Here is a 16,630-nt window from a genome sequence, read left to right on the forward strand (position 1 = left end):
TCCCCGAGGGAGCCGGGCGGGAGGACGGCACCCCGCCACCAGACCCCTCCGGAGGAGACATGGCCCCACTCGTGCACGCCGCCCGGGCGACCGGCATCACCACCCTCACCCTCGACTCCCCGGCCAACCGCAACGCGCTCTCCGCCCAGCTCGTCGGAGAGCTGCGGGCCGCCCTCGCGGCGGCGGCCGGGGACGCCGGCACCCGGGCGGTGGTCCTCACCCACACCGGCAACACCTTCTGCGCGGGCGCCGACCTGAAGTCCCCCTGCGACCCCGCCGACTTCCTCGCCCTGCTGCGGGAGATCACCGTCCTCCCCAAGCCGGTCGTCGCCCGCGTCACCGGACACGTCCGCGCGGGCGGCCTCGGCCTGCTCGGCGCCTGCGACATCGCCGCCGCCGGGCCGCGGTCCTCGTACGCCTTCACCGAGACCCACCTCGGCCTCGCCCCCGCCGTGATCTCGATGACCCTGCTGCCCCGCCTCGACCCCCGCGCGGCCTCCCGCTACTTCCTCACCGCCGAACCCTTCGACGCCGCCGAGGCCACCCGCATAGGGCTGCTCACCCTCCACACCGACGGCGATCCGGACACCGCGCTCGCACCCGTCCTCGACGGGCTGCGCAAAGCCTCCCCGCAGGCCCTCGCGGAGACCAAGGCGATGGTCACCGCAGGCGTACGGGAAGCCCTGGACCGGGACGGCGACCGGCTGACGGAACTCTCCGCCCGGCTGTTCGCCTCCGCCGAGGCCCGCGAGGGCATCACCGCACGCTTCGAACGCCGGGACCCGTCATGGGCCCGCTGACCGGCACCCTGCCCAAGCAGGCCCGGAGCCGGGTCACCCGCCGGCACCTCCTGGAGGCGGCCGTGTCCTGCCTCGCGGAGCACGGCTGGGCGGGGTCCACCGTCGCCGTCGTCGCCGAACGCGCCGGGGTCTCGCGCGGCGCGGCCCAGCACCACTTCCCGACCCGCGAGGCCCTCTTCACGGCCGCCGTCGAGTACGTCGCCGAGGAGCGCTCCACCGCCCTGCGCGAGCTCTTCCAGGCCGCGCCGGCCCCCCGGCCGGCGGTCGTGGAGGCCCTGGTCGACCTCTACACCGGCGCCCTGTTCCGGGCCGCGCTCCAGCTGTGGGTCGCCGCCTCCAACGAGGAGCAGCTGCGCCCGCAGGTGACGGAGCTGGAGGCCAGGGTGGGCCGGGAGACCCACCGCATCGCCGTCGAGCTGCTGGGTGCGGACGAGTCGGTGCCGGGCGTACGGGAGACCGTGCAGGGCCTGCTCGACATGGCGCGGGGCCTGGGCCTGGCGAACGTCCTGACCGACGACACCGCCCGCCGGGACCGGGTCGTCGCCCAGTGGTCGAGGATCCTCGACGCCGCCCTGGGCTGACGCCCCACGCGCGAGGCGCCGCACCCCGCGAAGGATGCGGCGCCCCCGACGGCACCACGGCACCACGGCACCGCGGCACCACGGCACTCGGCACCCCGGCACTCCGGGACGACCGTCAGGCCGTGGACGCGATGTCCGCGTAGCCCTCGATGTCGCGCGGGTCGCGCCGCCCGGGCCCGATGTAGCGGGCCGAGGGGCGCACCAGGCGGCCCGTGCGCTTCTGTTCCAGGATGTGCGCGGACCAGCCCGCCGTACGGGCGCAGCTGAACATCGACGTGAACATGTGCGCCGGGACCTCCGCGAAGTCCAGCATGATCGCGGCCCAGAACTCGACGTTCGTCGCGAGCACCCGGTCGGGGCGGCGGGCGTGCAGCTCCTCCAGCGCGGCCTTCTCCAGCGCGGCGGCCACCTCGTAGCGCGGGGCGTCGAGCTCCTTGGCGGTGCGCCGCAGGACGCGGGCGCGCGGGTCCTCGGCGCGGTACACACGGTGCCCGAAGCCCATGAGCCGCTCGCCCTTGTCGAGGGCCTTCTTCACGTACGCCACGGCGTCACCGGTGCGCTCGATCTCCTCGATCATGCCGAGGACGCGCGAGGGCGCACCCCCGTGCAGCGGCCCGGACATGGCGCCGACGGCCCCCGACAGGGCGGCGGCGACGTCCGCGCCCGTCGAGGCGATGACGCGCGCGGTGAAGGTGGAGGCGTTCATGCCGTGCTCGGCGGCCGAGGTCCAGTAGGCGTCCACGGCCTTGACGTGCTTGGGGTCGGGCTCGCCCCGCCAGCGGATCATGAACCGCTCGACCACGGACTCGGCCTTGTCGATCTCCCGCTGCGGAACCATCGGCAGGCCCTGGCCGCGGGCGGACTGGGCGACGTACGAGAGCGCCATGACGGCGGCCCGCGCGAGGTCGTCGCGGGCGGTGCGCTCGTCGATGTCGAGGAGCGGTTTGAGGCCCCACACGGGCGCGAGCATGGCGAGCGCGGACTGCACGTCGACGCGGATGTCACCGGAGTGGACGGGGATCGGGAAGGGCTCGGCGGCGGGCAGGCCCGGGTTGAAGGCACCGTCGACCAGCAGGCCCCAGACGTTCCCGAAGGAGACGTGGCCGACGAGGTCTTCGATGTCCACCCCCCGGTAGCGGAGCGCTCCGCCCTCCTTGTCGGGCTCGGCGATCTCCGTCTCGAACGCGACGACCCCTTCGAGTCCGGGTACGAAGTCGGACATCAGGCGGCTCCTCAGATAGTGCGAACACGCGCGGCTCCCGGCGTGATTCGCGGTCCGGCGCGGTCATCACCGTTGATGCCCGGCACGGCCGATGGTCATCCGTGCGGGAACCCTCGGACCGGCCCCAAGATTTTGTCCGTTCGGCCGGACCTTCGGAAGCGTGACATACGGCACACCCGTCGGCGGGTCGCTGCGGCAGGATGACCGTGTGACCGATCAGGACATTGACCCCGCCGCCATGCGCATGCAGTACCGCTCCGAGATCGTCGACGAGGCGGGTCTCGCCGAGGACCCGATGGCGCAGTTCGCCCGGTGGTTCCAGGAGGCCGCCGACTCGCACCTCTTCGAGCCGAACGCGATGGTCGTCTCGACCGCCGGGGCCGGCTGCCGCCCCAGCTCCCGCACCGTCCTGCTCAAGCAGTTCGACTCGCGCGGCTTCGTCTTCTTCACCAACTACGGCTCCCGCAAGGCGCGGGAGATCGAGGAGAACCCGTACGTCTCGCTGCTGTTCCCCTGGCACCCCATCGCCCGGCAGGTGATCGTGACGGGCCGGGCGGTCCGGGTCGGCCGCGACGAGACGGCCGCCTACTTCCGGTCCCGGCCGCACGGCTCGCAGCTGGGCGCCTGGGCGAGCGAGCAGTCCCGGGTGATCGCCTCGCGCGCCGAGCTGGACCGCCGCTACGCGGAGCTGGCGGCGCGCTACCCGGAGGGGACGCAGGTGCCGGTGCCGCCGGAGTGGGGCGGGCTGCGGGTGGCGCCCGACGCGCTGGAGTTCTGGCAGGGGCACGAGAACCGGCTCCACGACCGGCTGCGGTACGTCCTCGACGGGGGCGCGTGGCGGATCGAGCGGCTCTGCCCGTGAGGTGAGACCCGTGAGGTGAGAGGGGGGGGAGAACGCAGGCGACCCGCGGGCTCGGGTTCCTCTCCTGCAGTGAGAGGAGCCGGCCGGACGTGCCGGCGAGCCGCGGGTCGGGTGACTGCTGGGGATTGGCGCCGGGCGAACTCCGCCGCGGCACCGCACTGGGTGCGCTGCTGACGACGGGCCCTTAGCCCGCAGCCACCTCACGCGTCCGGTTTCCGTACATTTCGGGAACCACCTCCCTTCTCGTGTACGGCAGAGCCTAGGCCGCCTCCGCGCGGGCCTCAACCCATTTATCGCCCCTGTTTCCACCCCCTCCCGGGCGGGACATTCCGGGATGATTCGGGGAAGCGGGTGTGGCCTGGGTCACGTTCCAGTTCAATGATCTGACGTGCCGCACACGCGAACACCTGCAGGGGGTGCCAGGTGAGTGCTTCCGGACGTGGTGAGACCACCGACGATCTGCTCGCAGCGCTGCTCGACGGGATGGACGCCGCCCTGTGCGCGTTCGACTCCGACGGCGTGATCACGCACTGGAACCGCGAGGCCGAGCGGATCCTCGGCTGGAGCGCCGCCGAGGCGGTGGGCCGGCGGGGCTTCGCGGGCTGGGCGGTGCGGGCCGCCGACGCCGACGAGGTGCAGGACCGGCTGATGTCGGCGCAGGACGCGCCGGGCCGGCACGTGCACGAGTTCCCCTTACTGACCAAGCAGGGCGGACGGATCCTCGTACGGACCCAGTCCGCCGGGGTGCCGGGCGCCGACGGGAAACCGGCCGGGGTCTACTGCGCCTTCAGCGAGGTCCACGCACAGATCGACCTGGAACGCTCCATCGCCCTCAGCGAGGCCCTCATGGAGGACGCCTCCTGGGGCGTCGTCCTGGTGGACGTGGACCTGCGCCCGGCGGTGGTCAACGCGCACGCCGCCCGCGCCTTCGGCTCCGGGCGCACGACGCTGCTCGGGCGGCCCCTGGGCGATCTGCTGTGCCAGGGCGTCGAGGAGCTGGAGGGGGCGCTCCAGCACGTACTGGCCGAGGGGGCGCCGCCGGGGCCGGTGGAGCTGTGGGTGACCGTGCGGACCCCGGAGGGGGAGCGCAGGCGCTGCTGGCGGTGCGGGTTCCTGCGGCTGGCCTCGCCGCTCGCGGAGGAGCCGGTGCCGCTGGGGGTGGGGTGGCTGTTCCAGGACGTCACCGAGGCCCGGCAGGCGGAGCTGGACAACGGGCAGACGCGGTTCCGCTCCCACCAGCTGCACCGGGCCGGCCGGGCCGCCGCCGAGTGCGCGGACCCGGCGGAGGCGGCGGCCGTACGGCTGGACTTCGCGCTGGCCGGCTTCGCGGAGCACGCGCTGGTCGACGTACTGGCGGCGGACGGGCGGCGGCTGGTCCGCGCGGCGGTGTCCGCGTCGGGGCTGGCCCTGGCCCTCCCGGGACCGGGCGCGATCCCCGTCCGGTACGAGCCCGCCCATCCGGCGTTCCAGGCGCTGGACCGCATCGGCCCGGTCCGCGCCAGTGCGCCGGGGGAGCCGGGCAGCGAGGCGGCGCAGGAGTGGGCCCGGGCCCGCCAGTGGCCGGCGGGGGCCGCGCACGCCCTGTGCACGGTCCTGCGCAGCCGCGGCCGCACCCTGGGCGTCCTCACCTTCGTCCGCGGCCCGTCCCGCAGCGCGTTCGACCGCGCGGACGCCTCGTACGCGGAGGAGGTGGCCGCCCGGGTCGCCTCCGACCTGGACCTGGCCGACTCCTGATCCCCCCGTCCGGGGCGCGAGGCGCCGGCCGGGCCGCGCCTCGGTGCACCCGGCCCGCGCTGCGGGAACGGTCCCGTTCGCGGGACGGTCCCGTTCGCGGCCCGGGTCCGGGGCGGCCCGGTCAGTGCCGGAAGAAGATCCGGTCCCGGTACTCGCGCATCACGCGCCCGTTCCACTCGTGCCCGCCGTCGACGTTCCCCGAGCGCAGCAGGGGCGGCTCCAGCCCGCGCGCGGCCAGTTCCCCCGCCGCGGCCGCCATCACCGCCTGCATGATCGCGCTGGTCACCACCGTCGAGGCGGGGGCGAACGGAGCGTCGATGCCGTCCGCCGTCAGCTCCGCGTCACCGACCGCGATCTTGCTGTCCAGGACGACGTCGCAGTGGTCCTTCAGGAAGGTCCCCGACACGTGCCGCGACTTCGTCTCCGTCGCGTACGCCACCGACGTCACACCGATCACCTTCAGCCCCAGCGCCCGCGCGTTCATCGCCATCTCGACCGGCAGTGCATTGCGCCCGGAGAGGGAGATGACGACCAGCACATCCCCGTCGGAGGCCGGGCTGCTGTCCAGAACCGCCCCGGCGAGCCCGTCGACCCGCTCCAACGCGCTGCCCAGGGTGGCCGGCATGACGTCCACCCCGGCCGTGCCCGGCACCGCGAGGAAGTTCATCAGGGCCAGCCCGCCGGCCCGGTAGACCACGTCCTGCGCGGGCAGCGAGGAGTGGCCCGCGCCGAAGGCGAACAGCCGGCGCCCGGCCGCGACGGCCTCGGCGATCAGGGTCCCGGCCTCGGCGATCCGCGCGCCTTCCTCGTCGCGCACCCGCTCCAGCAGGCCGATGGCGGCGTCGAAGAACTGCCCGGCCAGCTTGCTCTCGCTCATACGCCGAAGGCCCTTCCAGGTGGGGGTGGGGTGGATGCGTCGTCGGTGGTCCGCCGCTCACCGTGCGGTCTGGACCAAGGACGTGTCAATACGGGCGTCAATCCCGGGCCCGGCGCCCCGCCCACCAGCCGTACCCCCCTCCTCGGGCGGCGTGCTCCGGGGCTGGGGGCGGATGTCCCGTACATGCCTTGACGTCAGGCGCGGGACGGTTGTCGGCCCGATGCGTCAGAATTGGGGACAGGGCCAGCGCACGCAATCCGAGGGGCACGAATGTCCGGACTGATCGATACCACGGAGATGTATCTCCGCACCATCCTCGAGCTGGAAGAGGAAGGCGTGGTCCCCATGCGCGCCCGGATCGCCGAGCGGCTGGACCAGAGCGGCCCGACGGTGAGCCAGACGGTGGCGCGCATGGAGCGCGACGGGCTGGTGGCGGTCGCCAGCGACCGGCATCTGGAGCTGACCGAAGAGGGCCGCAAGCTCGCCACGCGCGTGATGCGCAAGCACCGCCTCGCGGAATGCCTGCTCGTCGACGTCATCGGGCTGGAGTGGGAGCAGGTCCACGCCGAGGCGTGCCGCTGGGAGCACGTGATGAGTGAGGCGGTGGAGCGGCGGGTGCTGGAGCTGCTGCGCCACCCGACCGAGTCCCCGTACGGCAACCCGATCCCGGGCCTGGAGGAGCTGGGCGAGAAGGCCGAGGCCGACCCGTTCATCGAGGACGGCATGGTCAGCCTGTCGGAGCTCGACCCGGGCACCGAGGGCAAGACGGTGATCATCCGCCGGATCGGTGAGCCGATCCAGACCGATGCCCAGCTGATGTACACGCTGCGGCGCGCGGGCGTGCAGCCCGGCGCGGTGGTGAGCGTGACGGAGTCCCCGGGCGGGGTGCTGGTCGGCAGCGGTGGCGAGGCCGCCGAGCTGGACTCGGACATCGCCTCGCACGTGTTCGTCGCCAAGCGCTGACGCGGCGGAGCCCGCGCGGGCGGTTGACGCCGCTGCGCGGGCCGCGCCGGCCACGCAGTCGTACGCCCTGGAAGACGAGTGGTCCCGGCGCCTCGCGGCGCCGGGACCGTCCTCCCCTGGCTGACCTGGAGCCCCGAGCTCTCAAGGTCATCCCCTTCGGACCGTCTTCCCCGAGCGGCCCGCCTCCCTGTTGAAAGGATCTCCATCGGCAGGGGCGGCCAATCCTTGAGCAAGGTCACTCGAAAGAGCGGTGTTGTCGGCGAGACGCCCGTTTTCGAATGCGGGTTCGATAGTCTGGCCGGGAGCGAAGGGGGTGCATCCTCGGTGGTTCAGCGCATCGATGTCACTGCGGCCGACGGCGTCCGACTGGCCGCCTGGGAGTTCCGCGAACCGCCCGCCCAGCCGCGGCAACCGGCGGTCCTGTTACTGCACGGCCTGATGGGCCGGGCCCTCCACTGGGCCGGCACCGCGAGCTGGCTCGGCGAACACCGCCGCGTGGTGGCCCTGGACCAGCGCGGGCACGGCCAGAGCGAGCACCCGGCGGCGCGCGGCGCCGCCCCGGGCGACCCCTCCCGCGTCCCGGCCCAGACCCGGGCCCCCGTCCCCGCCCCCACCCTCGGCCGTGAGGCGTTCGTCGCCGATGCCGAGGCGGTCGTGGAGCAGCTCGGCCTCGGCCCCGTCGTCGTCATCGGCCACTCCATGGGTGCCCTCACCGGCTGGCAGCTCGCCGCCCGCCGCCCGGACCTCGTCCAGGCCCTGGTCATCTGCGACATGCGGGCCTCCGCGCTCGGCGAGGCATCACAGCAGGAGTGGGAGGAGTGGTTCCGCCGCTGGCCGCTGCCCTTCCCCACCCAGGACGCCGCCCGCCGCTGGTTCGGCGAGGACGACCCGCGCGTGGAGCGCCCCGACCCCGGACGCGGCGCCTTCTTCGCCGAGGTCATGCACCAGGCCCCGGACGGCTGGCGCCCCCTGTTCTCCCGCCGTCAGATGCTGACGGCCCGCGAGACCTGGGTGTACGACGCCCACTGGGAGGAGCTCGCCAAGGTCCGCTGCCCCACCCTCGTCGTCCGCGGCCTGGACGGCGAACTGGGCCGTGCGGAGGCCCAGGAGATGGTCCGCGTCCTGCCGGCCGGCCAGTACGCCGAGATCCCGGACGCCGGCCACTACGTCCACTACGCCCAGCCGGCCGCCCTGCGCGCGGTCCTGGAACCCTTCCTGGAGGCAGTCGCGGGTCTGGCCTCGCGTTGACGCCTCACCCATGGGGGTGGACCTGACATACGGCGCCCGTCCCGCACGGCCCCGTTCCGCGGGCCCGCCCCACCCGGCAAGGTCCTCTCCCTCTCAGACCTCGAACCGCACCCAGGAGTCCCCGGCCCGCAGCCACAGCACACCGTCCCGACCCTGCCCGCACCCCAGCCACACCGGCCCGGGCATCCGCAGGCGCTCCTGACCGGTGACCGTCCATGCCCCGCCGGTGAGTTCGGCGCGGGTCAGGGTGAGGGTGGGCTTGCCGTGGTCCCGGTGGCTGAGCAGGGCCCGGGGGCCGCGCACGGCGAGCCCGTCGAGCTTCCTGACGGGGCTCGGGTACGTGGTGACGTCTCCGTCAGCCGGCGTGATCCGGCTGAGGTAGGTGCCTTCGTGGCTGTACCAGGCCAGCCAGACCGCCTGCTTCTCGGTGGCCCCGGTCAGCCCTTCGAGGGGGTACGAGGGCAGCCGGCCGCCCGGAGCCCAGCGGGCGGCTCCCTTGCCGCTCCAGCCCGCCAGACCGTCACCGGACTCCGGGTGCTGCCCGTAGACGCCCTCATCCCCGTACGCGGTCCAGATGCCCCCGTGCCGGTCGGTGACCAGCGCCGGAATGTCGTCACCGACGCAGAACGAGCGCTCACGGCTGCCGTCGGCGGTGTACACCACGGCATTGGGCTCCCAGCTGCCGTCCTTCGCCTGCCGGGAGCGCCCCTTCACCAGCAGGAACCGGTTCCCCGGCAGCACCGCGAAGTGGCTGACGCCCGCCTCCACCCCGTACAGCGGGACACGTTGCTGAACCATCCCCTCCCCGGACAGGAACACCACCTCGGCGTCACACGCCGCCGCCACCCGCCACACCCCGTAGGACCACGTCAGGAACCGCTCCCGCACCAGCAGGACGGCGATCCCGCCCTCCCCCCGGGCACCCCACAACACCGCCCGCCACCCGGCCCGCACATCCGCCGGGCCCACACTCCACACCACACGCACCAGCGCACCACCCACAGCAACTCCCCACCCCGGCCTGACCCCCCACCTTCCACCAAGCCGGCCCGCGCAGGGCATTTCCGTGGGCACGGCTACACCGCAGCCGCACTCCAGCGGTTGAGGGTGTCCGTCCTGCCGTCATAGGTCAGCCAGGTGCCGTCGCCGAGCGGGCGTACGTAGCCGGCGACGGGGCCGTGCGGGTAGCCGACCCGGCCCCGTATCCCCAGGGTGTGGGCATCGAGCAGCCAATGCCCCGCCCGGTCCGGGTCCTCCTCGTCGTCGCCGGTCGCGGCGATGACGGTGCCGGCGTCGACGAAACCGCAGCCGTAGTCCCAGAAGGACGGTTCCTGGTCCTGGTCCGGGTCCTCGTCCTGCGACCCCGGCTCGGCTATGGCGAGGGGGTCACCGTCCAGGGCGTGCAGGCGCAGGTCGGAGCCGTAGTGCTCGATGGTGAGGAAGCCGCCGTGCCCCGGGTGGACGTCGGCCAGGATCCGGTCCTGGGTCTCGTTGAGGTCCCAGTGGACCAGCTTCTCGCCGTCCCAGCGGGCCCAGTACAGCAGGATGCCGTCCTGGCCCATGCCGATGGACAGGCCCATGTGGATGCCGTCCGGGTGGGAGACGTGGCACGAGCCGGCCGCCGCGCTGTCCAGCGGCAGCCGGGCCAGCTCCCGCCCGTCGGCGGCGTCCAGGACGGCCCAGTGCTCCTGCTCGCCGTGCACGACGTGCGCCCAGACGGTCCGGCCGTCGTCCGCCACCCGGCAGGACCCGTGCTCCAGCCCCCGGCACACCTGCTGCTCGTCCCCGCTGTGCGGGTGGCCCAATTCCGGTCCCCAGCACCCGTGCCGGTACTCCCAGAGCACCTCCCCGCCGCTCCCCACGGCCCGTACGGCCCGCTGCCCGGAGAACACGGCGAACGCCCCGTCGGGACTCACGGAGTGCACCCCCCGGTCCCACCCCTCCCACGGCAACGGGAAGACACCGACCGGCGCCACCTCCCCGGCGAAGAGCTCATCGAGGTCGTAGACCTCCAGCTCCCGCCCGTTCCGCAACAGCGCCCGCCGCCCCCCGTCCTGCCGGCTCTCGAAGGCAAACCCATTGACGAGCGCGCCCCCACCCGGCAAACGCACCGAGTCGCGCAGCTCAGCGTTGATCGACATACGACGAACCTAACGGCACCCACTGACACCCGAGGCCAGACCTAAAGGCGCTGGTCAGATCAGCCCGGCCCTGCGACCTCAGCAGATCAGGGTGCGCTCCGAGATGGACACGTGCGGAAAGATCTGGATCTCAAGGTTTCCGACGGTGTCCTGGGTGCTGAAATCAATGACCAGCCGTGACCACTCGGCGCTGTCGTCGATGCGGAGCAGCGTCGCTCCTTCGCGGAAGGTGTTGAAATGTCCGCTCCCTGTAGCGGGAAGCCACGAGACTGCGACTGAACGGCCGATGACGTCGTAGGAGAATTCTAGTTCCCCCTCGACGACGTCGGAGAAATTCAACCTGTACTGCCACTCCCCAGAGAGGGTTGCGTCAACGCCGAACGTGTTGAGGAATTCCTGCGGGTCTGGTGTGGCGAAAGTCATGACGTCTCCGGTGTGGATTCCGCTGGAAAGTGGGCGTGCTTAGTTCTGGTCAATAATGTTGGTCCACCACTTTCCCCCCTTGAAGATGACCGAAGTGAGTCGAGGGGTCCCGTCCGACGTCAGCTGCCAGCTCGCTTCCACCTCACGCATGCCCCATGGGCCTGTGATGACGGAGTGTGTCGTGCCGAAGGTGCCCCACTGGTTTGTTTCGATGTTCTCGAAGCCGTTCTTCGTTGCCTCCGTAAGGTGTTGTCGGACGTATTCGCGTGAGGCGGGCGTGTCATGGAAACCTATGCTTCTGAGTTGATCGGCGTTCTGATTGGCCCTCGGCGTGTTGTGTCCGTCCGCCTTTATGTCCTTGTTGAAGAGATAGTCGAGCTTCCCTTCGGATATGGCGGGGCACCCCTCCGGAGAAAGCCCTATGGGATCCGACCAGCTATGCGGATTGGTGACGTACGTGGCCGGGTTCGGGGCCGGGGGCAGGCCCAGGGGGTCCGGGGTGAGGTAGCGGGCTGTTTCTGGGTCGTAGGTGCGGAAGTAGTTGTGGTGGAGGCCGGATTCGGGGTCGTAGTACTGGCCCGGGAAGCGGAGGGGGGTGTAGGCCGTGGCGTCCCGGTTCCAGGTTGTGGGGCCCCACAGGGTGGTGCGGGTGTGCCACGCCGTGGTGCCGTCCTCGGCCAGCAGGTGGGTCGGGGTGCCGATGAGGTCGGTGACGATCGCGAAGAAGCGGTCGTCCGCCCCGGACTGGTCGAGGTGCTCGGTCTGGGTGACGGGGTGGAGGCCCTGGTGGGTCCAGGTCAAGGTGACCCGGCCGGTGGTCTCCTCGCAGAGCGTCGTGCCGTCCCAGGTGAAGAGGGTCTCCTCGGCCACCGTGCCGGTGGGGGACAGGCGCTGTTTGGACGTGCGGCGGCCCAAGGGGTCGTAGGTGTAGCGCCAGCGGGTGCCGTCCGGGGTGGTGAGCCCGGTCAGGCGGTCCTCCGCGTTCCACTCGTAGTGCCAGGTGTCCGGCTTGCGGGAGAGCCGGGTCTTCTGGCGCAGGGTGACGCGGCCCAGTGCGTCGTGTTCGTAGCGGACCGAGCCCGCCCGGGTGATGCGGGTACCCGTGTACGTGCGGGGGCCCTGGGCTTCCGCACCCGGGTGGTGGTCGGGCCAGGAGGCGGTGGTCTGGTTGCCGGCCTCGTCGTACGCGTAGCGCTCCGACCAGTTCGCGGCGTCCACGGCCGTGACGCGTGCGGCCGCGTCCAGGGTGAAGGCGCGTGGTCCGGTGAGGGAGTCGTCGATGCCGGTCAGGTAGCCGTCCGCGCGGTAGGTGTACCCGCGCCGCTGGAGGGTCCGGCCGTGCCGGCCGGTCACCTGCTGGACGGTCCGGCGGCCCATCTCGTCGTACTCGTGGGAGAGGGCCAGCGCCGGGCCGAGGGTGCGGGTCAGCTCCCGGCCCGCCGCGTCGCGCTCGAAGGCCAGGGTGCGGCCCGCCGTGGTGAGGGAGGTGCGGCGGCCCGCCGCGTCGTACGTCCAGTGGGATACGGAGCCGGACGGGGTCGTGCGGGTGGTGCGGCGGCCCACGGTGTCGTACGCGTAGGTGAGGGTGCGGCCGTTCACCGTCTCCGAGAGGAGCCGGCCGGTGGCAGCGTCCCGGCGCCAGGTGGCGGTCGCGTCGGGTGAGGTCGCCGCCGCCAGGGCGTCGAAGGCGTCGTACGCGTAGGTGGTGACCAGGCCCGCCGCGTTCCTGAGGACCGTCTGGCCGAGCGTGTTGTGCGTGAAGGCCGTGGTCTCGCCGAGGGCGTTGGTACGGGACACGAGTCGCCCCGCGGCGTCGTACGCGTAGGTGAGGGTGCGCCCGTCGAAGTCGGTTTCCGAGGCGAGGTGGCCCGCCGGGTCGTAGACGTACTGCCAGGTGAGGCCCTGGGGGTTGGTGACGCGGGTGAGGCGCAGCTGGGTGTCGTGGTCGAAGGTGTAGCGGGCGCCGTCCGGGCCGGTGCGGGCGGTCAGGAGGTCGAAGTCGCCGTACTCGCGGACCGTGACCCCGCCCACCGGGTCCGTGTGGGTCAGGCAGTTGCCCTCGCCGTCGTACGTCCACCTCTCCTCGGTCCCGTCCGGGTTGCGGCGGTGGAGGAGGCGGCCTTCGGTGCTCCAGGTGAGGAGTGTGGTGTGGCCCAGGGGGTCCGTCACGGCGGTCGGGCGGCCGAAGGCGTCGCGGCGGTAGCGGGTGGTCGCGCCCAGCGGGTCGGTCGTCTCCTGGACCAGGCCGGCCCCGTCGCAGCGGACCGTGGTCGTGTGCCCGAGCGCGTCCGTCACCGAGGAGAGGTGGCCGCGGGCGTCGTAGGCGTAGCGGGTGGTCGTGCCGTCCGGGGCGGTGCTGGAGGTGCGGTTGCCGGTGGCGTCGTACGTGGCGAGGGAGGTGAGGCCGTCCGGGTGGGTCACCTTCACCGGCAGGCCGAGGGGGTTGTACTCGGCCCGTATCCCGCGGCCGTCCGGGCGGACCACGCTCGTCAGGCGGCCGGCTTCGTCGTAGGTGAAGCGGGTCGTGTGGCCGAGGGGGTCCGTGCGGGTCAGGAGACGGTTGAAGGCGTCGTACGCGGACCGGGTCGTCGCGCCCGTCGGGTCCGTCTCGGCGGTGACCTGGGCCCGGTCGTTGATCAGGAAGCGGGTGGTGTGTCCGAGGGAGTCGGTGAGGGTGGTGACGCCCTCCTCGTACGCGAACCGGACGTTCAGGTGGCCGTTGGCGCCGCACTGGGCGACGCAGCGGTCCCGCTCGTCGTAGACGTAGTCGAAGTGGCGGTCGTTGGTGTCGGTCCAGGAGGTGATCCGGCCGAGGCCGTCGTAGCCGAAGCGCAGGGGCCGCCCGGAGGAGTTGGTGACCGAGGTGAGGTGGCCGTCCGTGTAGCCGTACTGGAGGACCCTTGTGCCGTCGGCGAGGGAAAGGGCCGTGACCCGGCCTTCGGAGCAGGTGAGGCGGACCTCGTGGCCGGCGCTGTGGGTGAGGGCTGCCGGGGCGCCGGAGGCGTCGTAGCCGAAGGTGATCCAGGCGCCGGAGCGGTCTTCGAGCTGGATGAGGAGACCGTCGTCGGCGAAGTGGCGGACCTGGCCCGACTCCGGGTCGGTGACCGTGTACCCGCCGTCCGCGTCGAGGGTCAGCGGCCAGCGCTGCCCATGGGACGGAAGGACGGGAATCCCCGGCTCGGCGGGGTGCGGGTAGGCGAGCAGGCTTCCGTCCTCGCGGACGAGGATGACGCCTTCCGCGTCACGTTCCAGGCGCTGGTCGACCGTCGAGGCCCACGTCGGGCCGAACCAGCGGCCCGTCCGGTACGAGGACTCGAAGGTGCGGGTGAAGACGAGGGGCAGCGAACCGGGCAGGGCCAGGTCGGTCTGGGGCAGGACCATGCGGCCCGTCGCCACGTCGACCGGATCCTCGCGGCACACCCGTTCGTTCTGGGACCGGGCGGAAGCTTCCGGCTCCGCCCGCTGCGCCGCCCGGGCCTCCTTGGCCGCCGCGCTCTCCGCGGCCTCCTCCGCCAGACGGGTCCCGGCGCGCGTCCCCGCCTTGGCGGCCCCTCCGAAGCCCTCGGTGCCGACGAGTTCGGGCAGCAGGCGCCCGGCGCCCTCGGCGAAGTCGTTCCGGAAGGGCTCGATGAGGGCGCCGGCGACGCGGTCGGGGTGGGCGGGGGCGGAGACCAGGCCCGCCAGCGTCATGCTGGTGTTCTGCTGGTACTCGGCGGGGTGGGTCAGGTTGTAGGTGTCGTACGGGGTGATGCCGCGGAGGAAGTTGAGCACTCCTGCGGTGCCCTTGACGACTCCGCCACTGAAATGGTCGAGCTCCACGGAGGCGGCGACCCCGTGGTCGAGGAGGGCGGCCTGGACCTGGCGGCGGGGCGGCGGCTGGGCGGGGGCGTGCTCCAGCGCGGCCGTCAGCGCGGTACCGGCACTGCCGGCGACCTCGTCGCGCTGGCGGCGGGCCTCCGTGAGGATCTCCTGGGCCCGCTGGGCATCGGCGACGCCCACGCCGTCGGGTTTCACGGGCACCGGACCGGGGTTCTTGCCGGACAGGGCGACGGCGTTGTAGCCGTCCACGGCCTTGGCATAGGCGTCGGCGGCGTCCTGGTGGGCCTTGACCGCCTTCTTGTAGAGCTCGACGGCCTGCTGGGCCTCCTTCTGTGCCCACTCCACGGTGTCGGCGTACCGGGTGAGCGCGTCGGCCGCCTTCTGGCACGCCTCGGCGGCGTGCAGCCACTGGGGCGGATGGACGGCGAACCTCTCGCTGAAGGCGTCGGCCGCGGCCCCCTTCCATTGGCCGGCGTCCAGCGCCTTCATGCCCTGGCCCACCCGGTCGAAGGCCGCCTGGAAGTCCTTCAGGTGCGCCGCCGACGCACGGATGTCGGCCGGTGATCCGTGGACCAGCTCATTGGCCTGCTCCGTCTGCCCCAGCTGCTGCTCTGCGACGGAAGCCCCGAGATGCGACGCGACCGAGTCGCCGAAGTCCTCGACCTCGTCGGCCCAGCCGTCCTTGCCGACCTGGTGCAGGAGACCGCCCACCTCGTCGGTGGCCTGGTCGACGGCTTCCCCGGCGGTCTTCTTCGCGGACTTCCAGGTGCGCTCCAGCCCGTCCAGACCCTTGTCGGCCAGTGACCCCCAGTCCGTCACCGGTGCTCACCGTCCGCCCGGTGTTCCCGGTGGACCTCCGCGGACTTCTCGGTGTCGGGGCGTGGGGCGATGTCCTCCCAGGTCTGCTTCCACGCCGCGTCGGTCTTCTGCGCCGACTCGACGACGGAAGCCGCGCTGTAGTCGGCGTCCCGGAGGTTGGTGTAGGGGTTGGTGGCGAGGATCTGATCCCAGTCCCTGCCGGTGACGTCCTGCTCCGAAGCGTAGGGGCTGCCGCCGAGAACTGCGTTGGCCAGGACCTTGAAGCCGCCCTCCACGTACTGGTCCCGCTCGTACACGAGCCCGGCCGACAGGCCCACGTTGTACGCGAACGTGTTCGCCTCCTGGACCAGGGAGCGCACGCCCCAGGCCCACCGCTCGCAGAAGGTGTCCAGCGTCGCGGTCAGGCCGTCGTGTCCGCTCTGCAAGCTGGTGAGCTTCAGCTCCGTGAAGCCGTCGCCCATGCCCGCCATTCCCACCGAGCCGAGTTCCCTCAGCTCCGCCAGGGCGTCCGTGATGCCCTGGGCGATCTGCCCCAGTGCCCTCTTCGACACGTCGAGCTCGTCCTGCCCCCCTCCGGTCATGCCGCCACTCCGCCGTCCAGTGCGGCGGCGTCCGGCACGATGCCGCGTACGGGCGGGAACACCGTCCCGTCGGGCCCTGCCGCGTCCAGCGCGACCCCGCAGGGGAAGTCCAGCGCCGGTATCACGTCGTCCAGCAGCCGCGCCCCGAGGACCCGGTGGAACTCCCATTCCCGCCCGGCCTCACCGCGGGCGAACGCGAACCGGGCCAGCGTCTCCTCGTCCGAGAACGCGCAGATCCAGTCCAGCCCCCCGAGCCGGGAGGTCCACAGCCCGCCCCGCTCGTCGAACGGCACCAGCACCATCCGGCCGCGGAACTGCGCCAGCCGCCCCGGGAACTCCGCCGGCCGGTTCCGGGCTGCGGGTTCCGCCGCCGGAACGGGCGCGGCGTCCGGGGTGGTCTTCCTGGCCGCCTCCGCCCGCAGTTGGCGCCATTCCTCGTCGAAGCCCATCCGCAACTCCCCCCGGATCCCCGCCGATCGAACGCACTTTTGCATGGTCGGGCGGCCGGGGCCAAATGCCGTCCATGCCGGGGTGTGCCGATCTGGTCAGGCCCGGGGGGC

14 protein-coding genes are annotated in these 16,630 nt (G+C 72.6%); 6 read left to right on the plus strand and 8 right to left on the minus strand.

What is annotated here, in order from left to right:
* Positions 1–59: 59 nt before the first annotated feature.
* Entirely contained in the window at positions 60–800 is a 741-nt protein-coding gene (locus tag ABZ716_RS23000; RefSeq protein ID WP_358961328.1) for an enoyl-CoA hydratase family protein, read from the plus strand.
* Positions 788–1,381, plus strand: a complete 594-nt coding sequence (locus ABZ716_RS23005) for a TetR/AcrR family transcriptional regulator (protein WP_358961330.1) — start codon at positions 788–790, stop codon at positions 1,379–1,381. The genes ABZ716_RS23000 and ABZ716_RS23005 overlap by 13 nt, the downstream gene beginning before the upstream one ends.
* Positions 1,382–1,496: 115 nt before the next feature.
* Here ABZ716_RS23005 and ABZ716_RS23010 read toward each other — a convergent pair whose 3' ends face one another.
* Positions 1,497–2,603: a citrate synthase 2 gene (locus ABZ716_RS23010; RefSeq protein ID WP_351891174.1), complete on the minus strand. Its 1,107-nt coding sequence runs from the start codon at positions 2,601–2,603 to the stop codon at positions 1,497–1,499.
* 238 nt (positions 2,604–2,841) lie between these two features.
* Here ABZ716_RS23010 and pdxH point away from each other — a divergent pair, with 238 nt between their 5' ends.
* Both pdxH and ABZ716_RS23020 read left to right on the plus strand, forming a co-directional pair.
* The gene (gene pdxH / locus ABZ716_RS23015) at positions 2,842–3,465 is read left to right on the plus strand and encodes a pyridoxamine 5'-phosphate oxidase (RefSeq protein ID WP_351891199.1); all 624 of its coding nucleotides are present in this window, start codon (positions 2,842–2,844) and stop codon (positions 3,463–3,465) included.
* A gap of 423 nt (positions 3,466–3,888) precedes the next feature.
* The gene (locus ABZ716_RS23020; RefSeq protein WP_358814040.1) at positions 3,889–5,199 is read left to right on the plus strand and encodes a PAS domain-containing protein; all 1,311 of its coding nucleotides are present in this window, start codon (positions 3,889–3,891) and stop codon (positions 5,197–5,199) included.
* 121 nt (positions 5,200–5,320) lie between these two features.
* Here ABZ716_RS23020 and ABZ716_RS23025 read toward each other — a convergent pair whose 3' ends face one another.
* Positions 5,321–6,076, minus strand: coding sequence for an SIS domain-containing protein (locus ABZ716_RS23025; RefSeq protein WP_351891170.1), 756 nt, complete (start codon positions 6,074–6,076; stop codon positions 5,321–5,323).
* 270 nt (positions 6,077–6,346) lie between these two features.
* Here ABZ716_RS23025 and ABZ716_RS23030 point away from each other — a divergent pair, with 270 nt between their 5' ends.
* Both ABZ716_RS23030 and ABZ716_RS23035 read left to right on the plus strand, forming a co-directional pair.
* The gene (locus tag ABZ716_RS23030) at positions 6,347–7,039 is read left to right on the plus strand and encodes a metal-dependent transcriptional regulator (RefSeq protein ID WP_351891168.1); all 693 of its coding nucleotides are present in this window, start codon (positions 6,347–6,349) and stop codon (positions 7,037–7,039) included.
* Between the two features lie 324 nt (positions 7,040–7,363).
* Positions 7,364–8,287, plus strand: a complete 924-nt coding sequence (locus ABZ716_RS23035) for an alpha/beta hydrolase (RefSeq protein ID WP_358961332.1) — start codon at positions 7,364–7,366, stop codon at positions 8,285–8,287.
* Between the two features lie 93 nt (positions 8,288–8,380).
* Here ABZ716_RS23035 and ABZ716_RS23040 read toward each other — a convergent pair whose 3' ends face one another.
* The 6 genes from ABZ716_RS23040 to ABZ716_RS23065 all read right to left on the minus strand — a co-directional run bounded on the left by ABZ716_RS23040 (position 8,381) and on the right by ABZ716_RS23065 (position 16,519).
* Complete coding sequence (locus ABZ716_RS23040; protein WP_358961335.1) at positions 8,381–9,289, minus strand: hypothetical protein; 909 nt, start codon at positions 9,287–9,289, stop codon at positions 8,381–8,383.
* Between the two features lie 74 nt (positions 9,290–9,363).
* Positions 9,364–10,428, minus strand: a complete 1,065-nt coding sequence (locus ABZ716_RS23045) for a hypothetical protein (RefSeq protein WP_358961337.1) — start codon at positions 10,426–10,428, stop codon at positions 9,364–9,366.
* A 78-nt stretch (positions 10,429–10,506) separates the two neighbouring features.
* Positions 10,507–10,851, minus strand: a complete 345-nt coding sequence (locus tag ABZ716_RS23050; protein ID WP_358961339.1) for a hypothetical protein — start codon at positions 10,849–10,851, stop codon at positions 10,507–10,509.
* A 39-nt stretch (positions 10,852–10,890) separates the two neighbouring features.
* Positions 10,891–15,489, minus strand: coding sequence for a putative T7SS-secreted protein (locus ABZ716_RS23055; protein ID WP_358961341.1), 4,599 nt, complete (start codon positions 15,487–15,489; stop codon positions 10,891–10,893).
* Positions 15,486–16,070: a hypothetical protein gene (locus ABZ716_RS23060; protein ID WP_358961343.1), complete on the minus strand. Its 585-nt coding sequence runs from the start codon at positions 16,068–16,070 to the stop codon at positions 15,486–15,488. Before ABZ716_RS23060 ends, ABZ716_RS23055 begins: the two co-directional genes overlap by 4 nt.
* The gene (locus ABZ716_RS23065; RefSeq protein ID WP_358961346.1) at positions 16,067–16,519 is read right to left on the minus strand and encodes an SseB family protein; all 453 of its coding nucleotides are present in this window, start codon (positions 16,517–16,519) and stop codon (positions 16,067–16,069) included. Before ABZ716_RS23065 ends, ABZ716_RS23060 begins: the two co-directional genes overlap by 4 nt.
* Between the last annotated feature and the right edge of the window lie 111 nt (positions 16,520–16,630).

The organism is Streptomyces sp. NPDC006687, assembly GCF_040636215.1.
GTDB lineage: Bacteria > Actinomycetota > Actinomycetes > Streptomycetales > Streptomycetaceae > Streptomyces.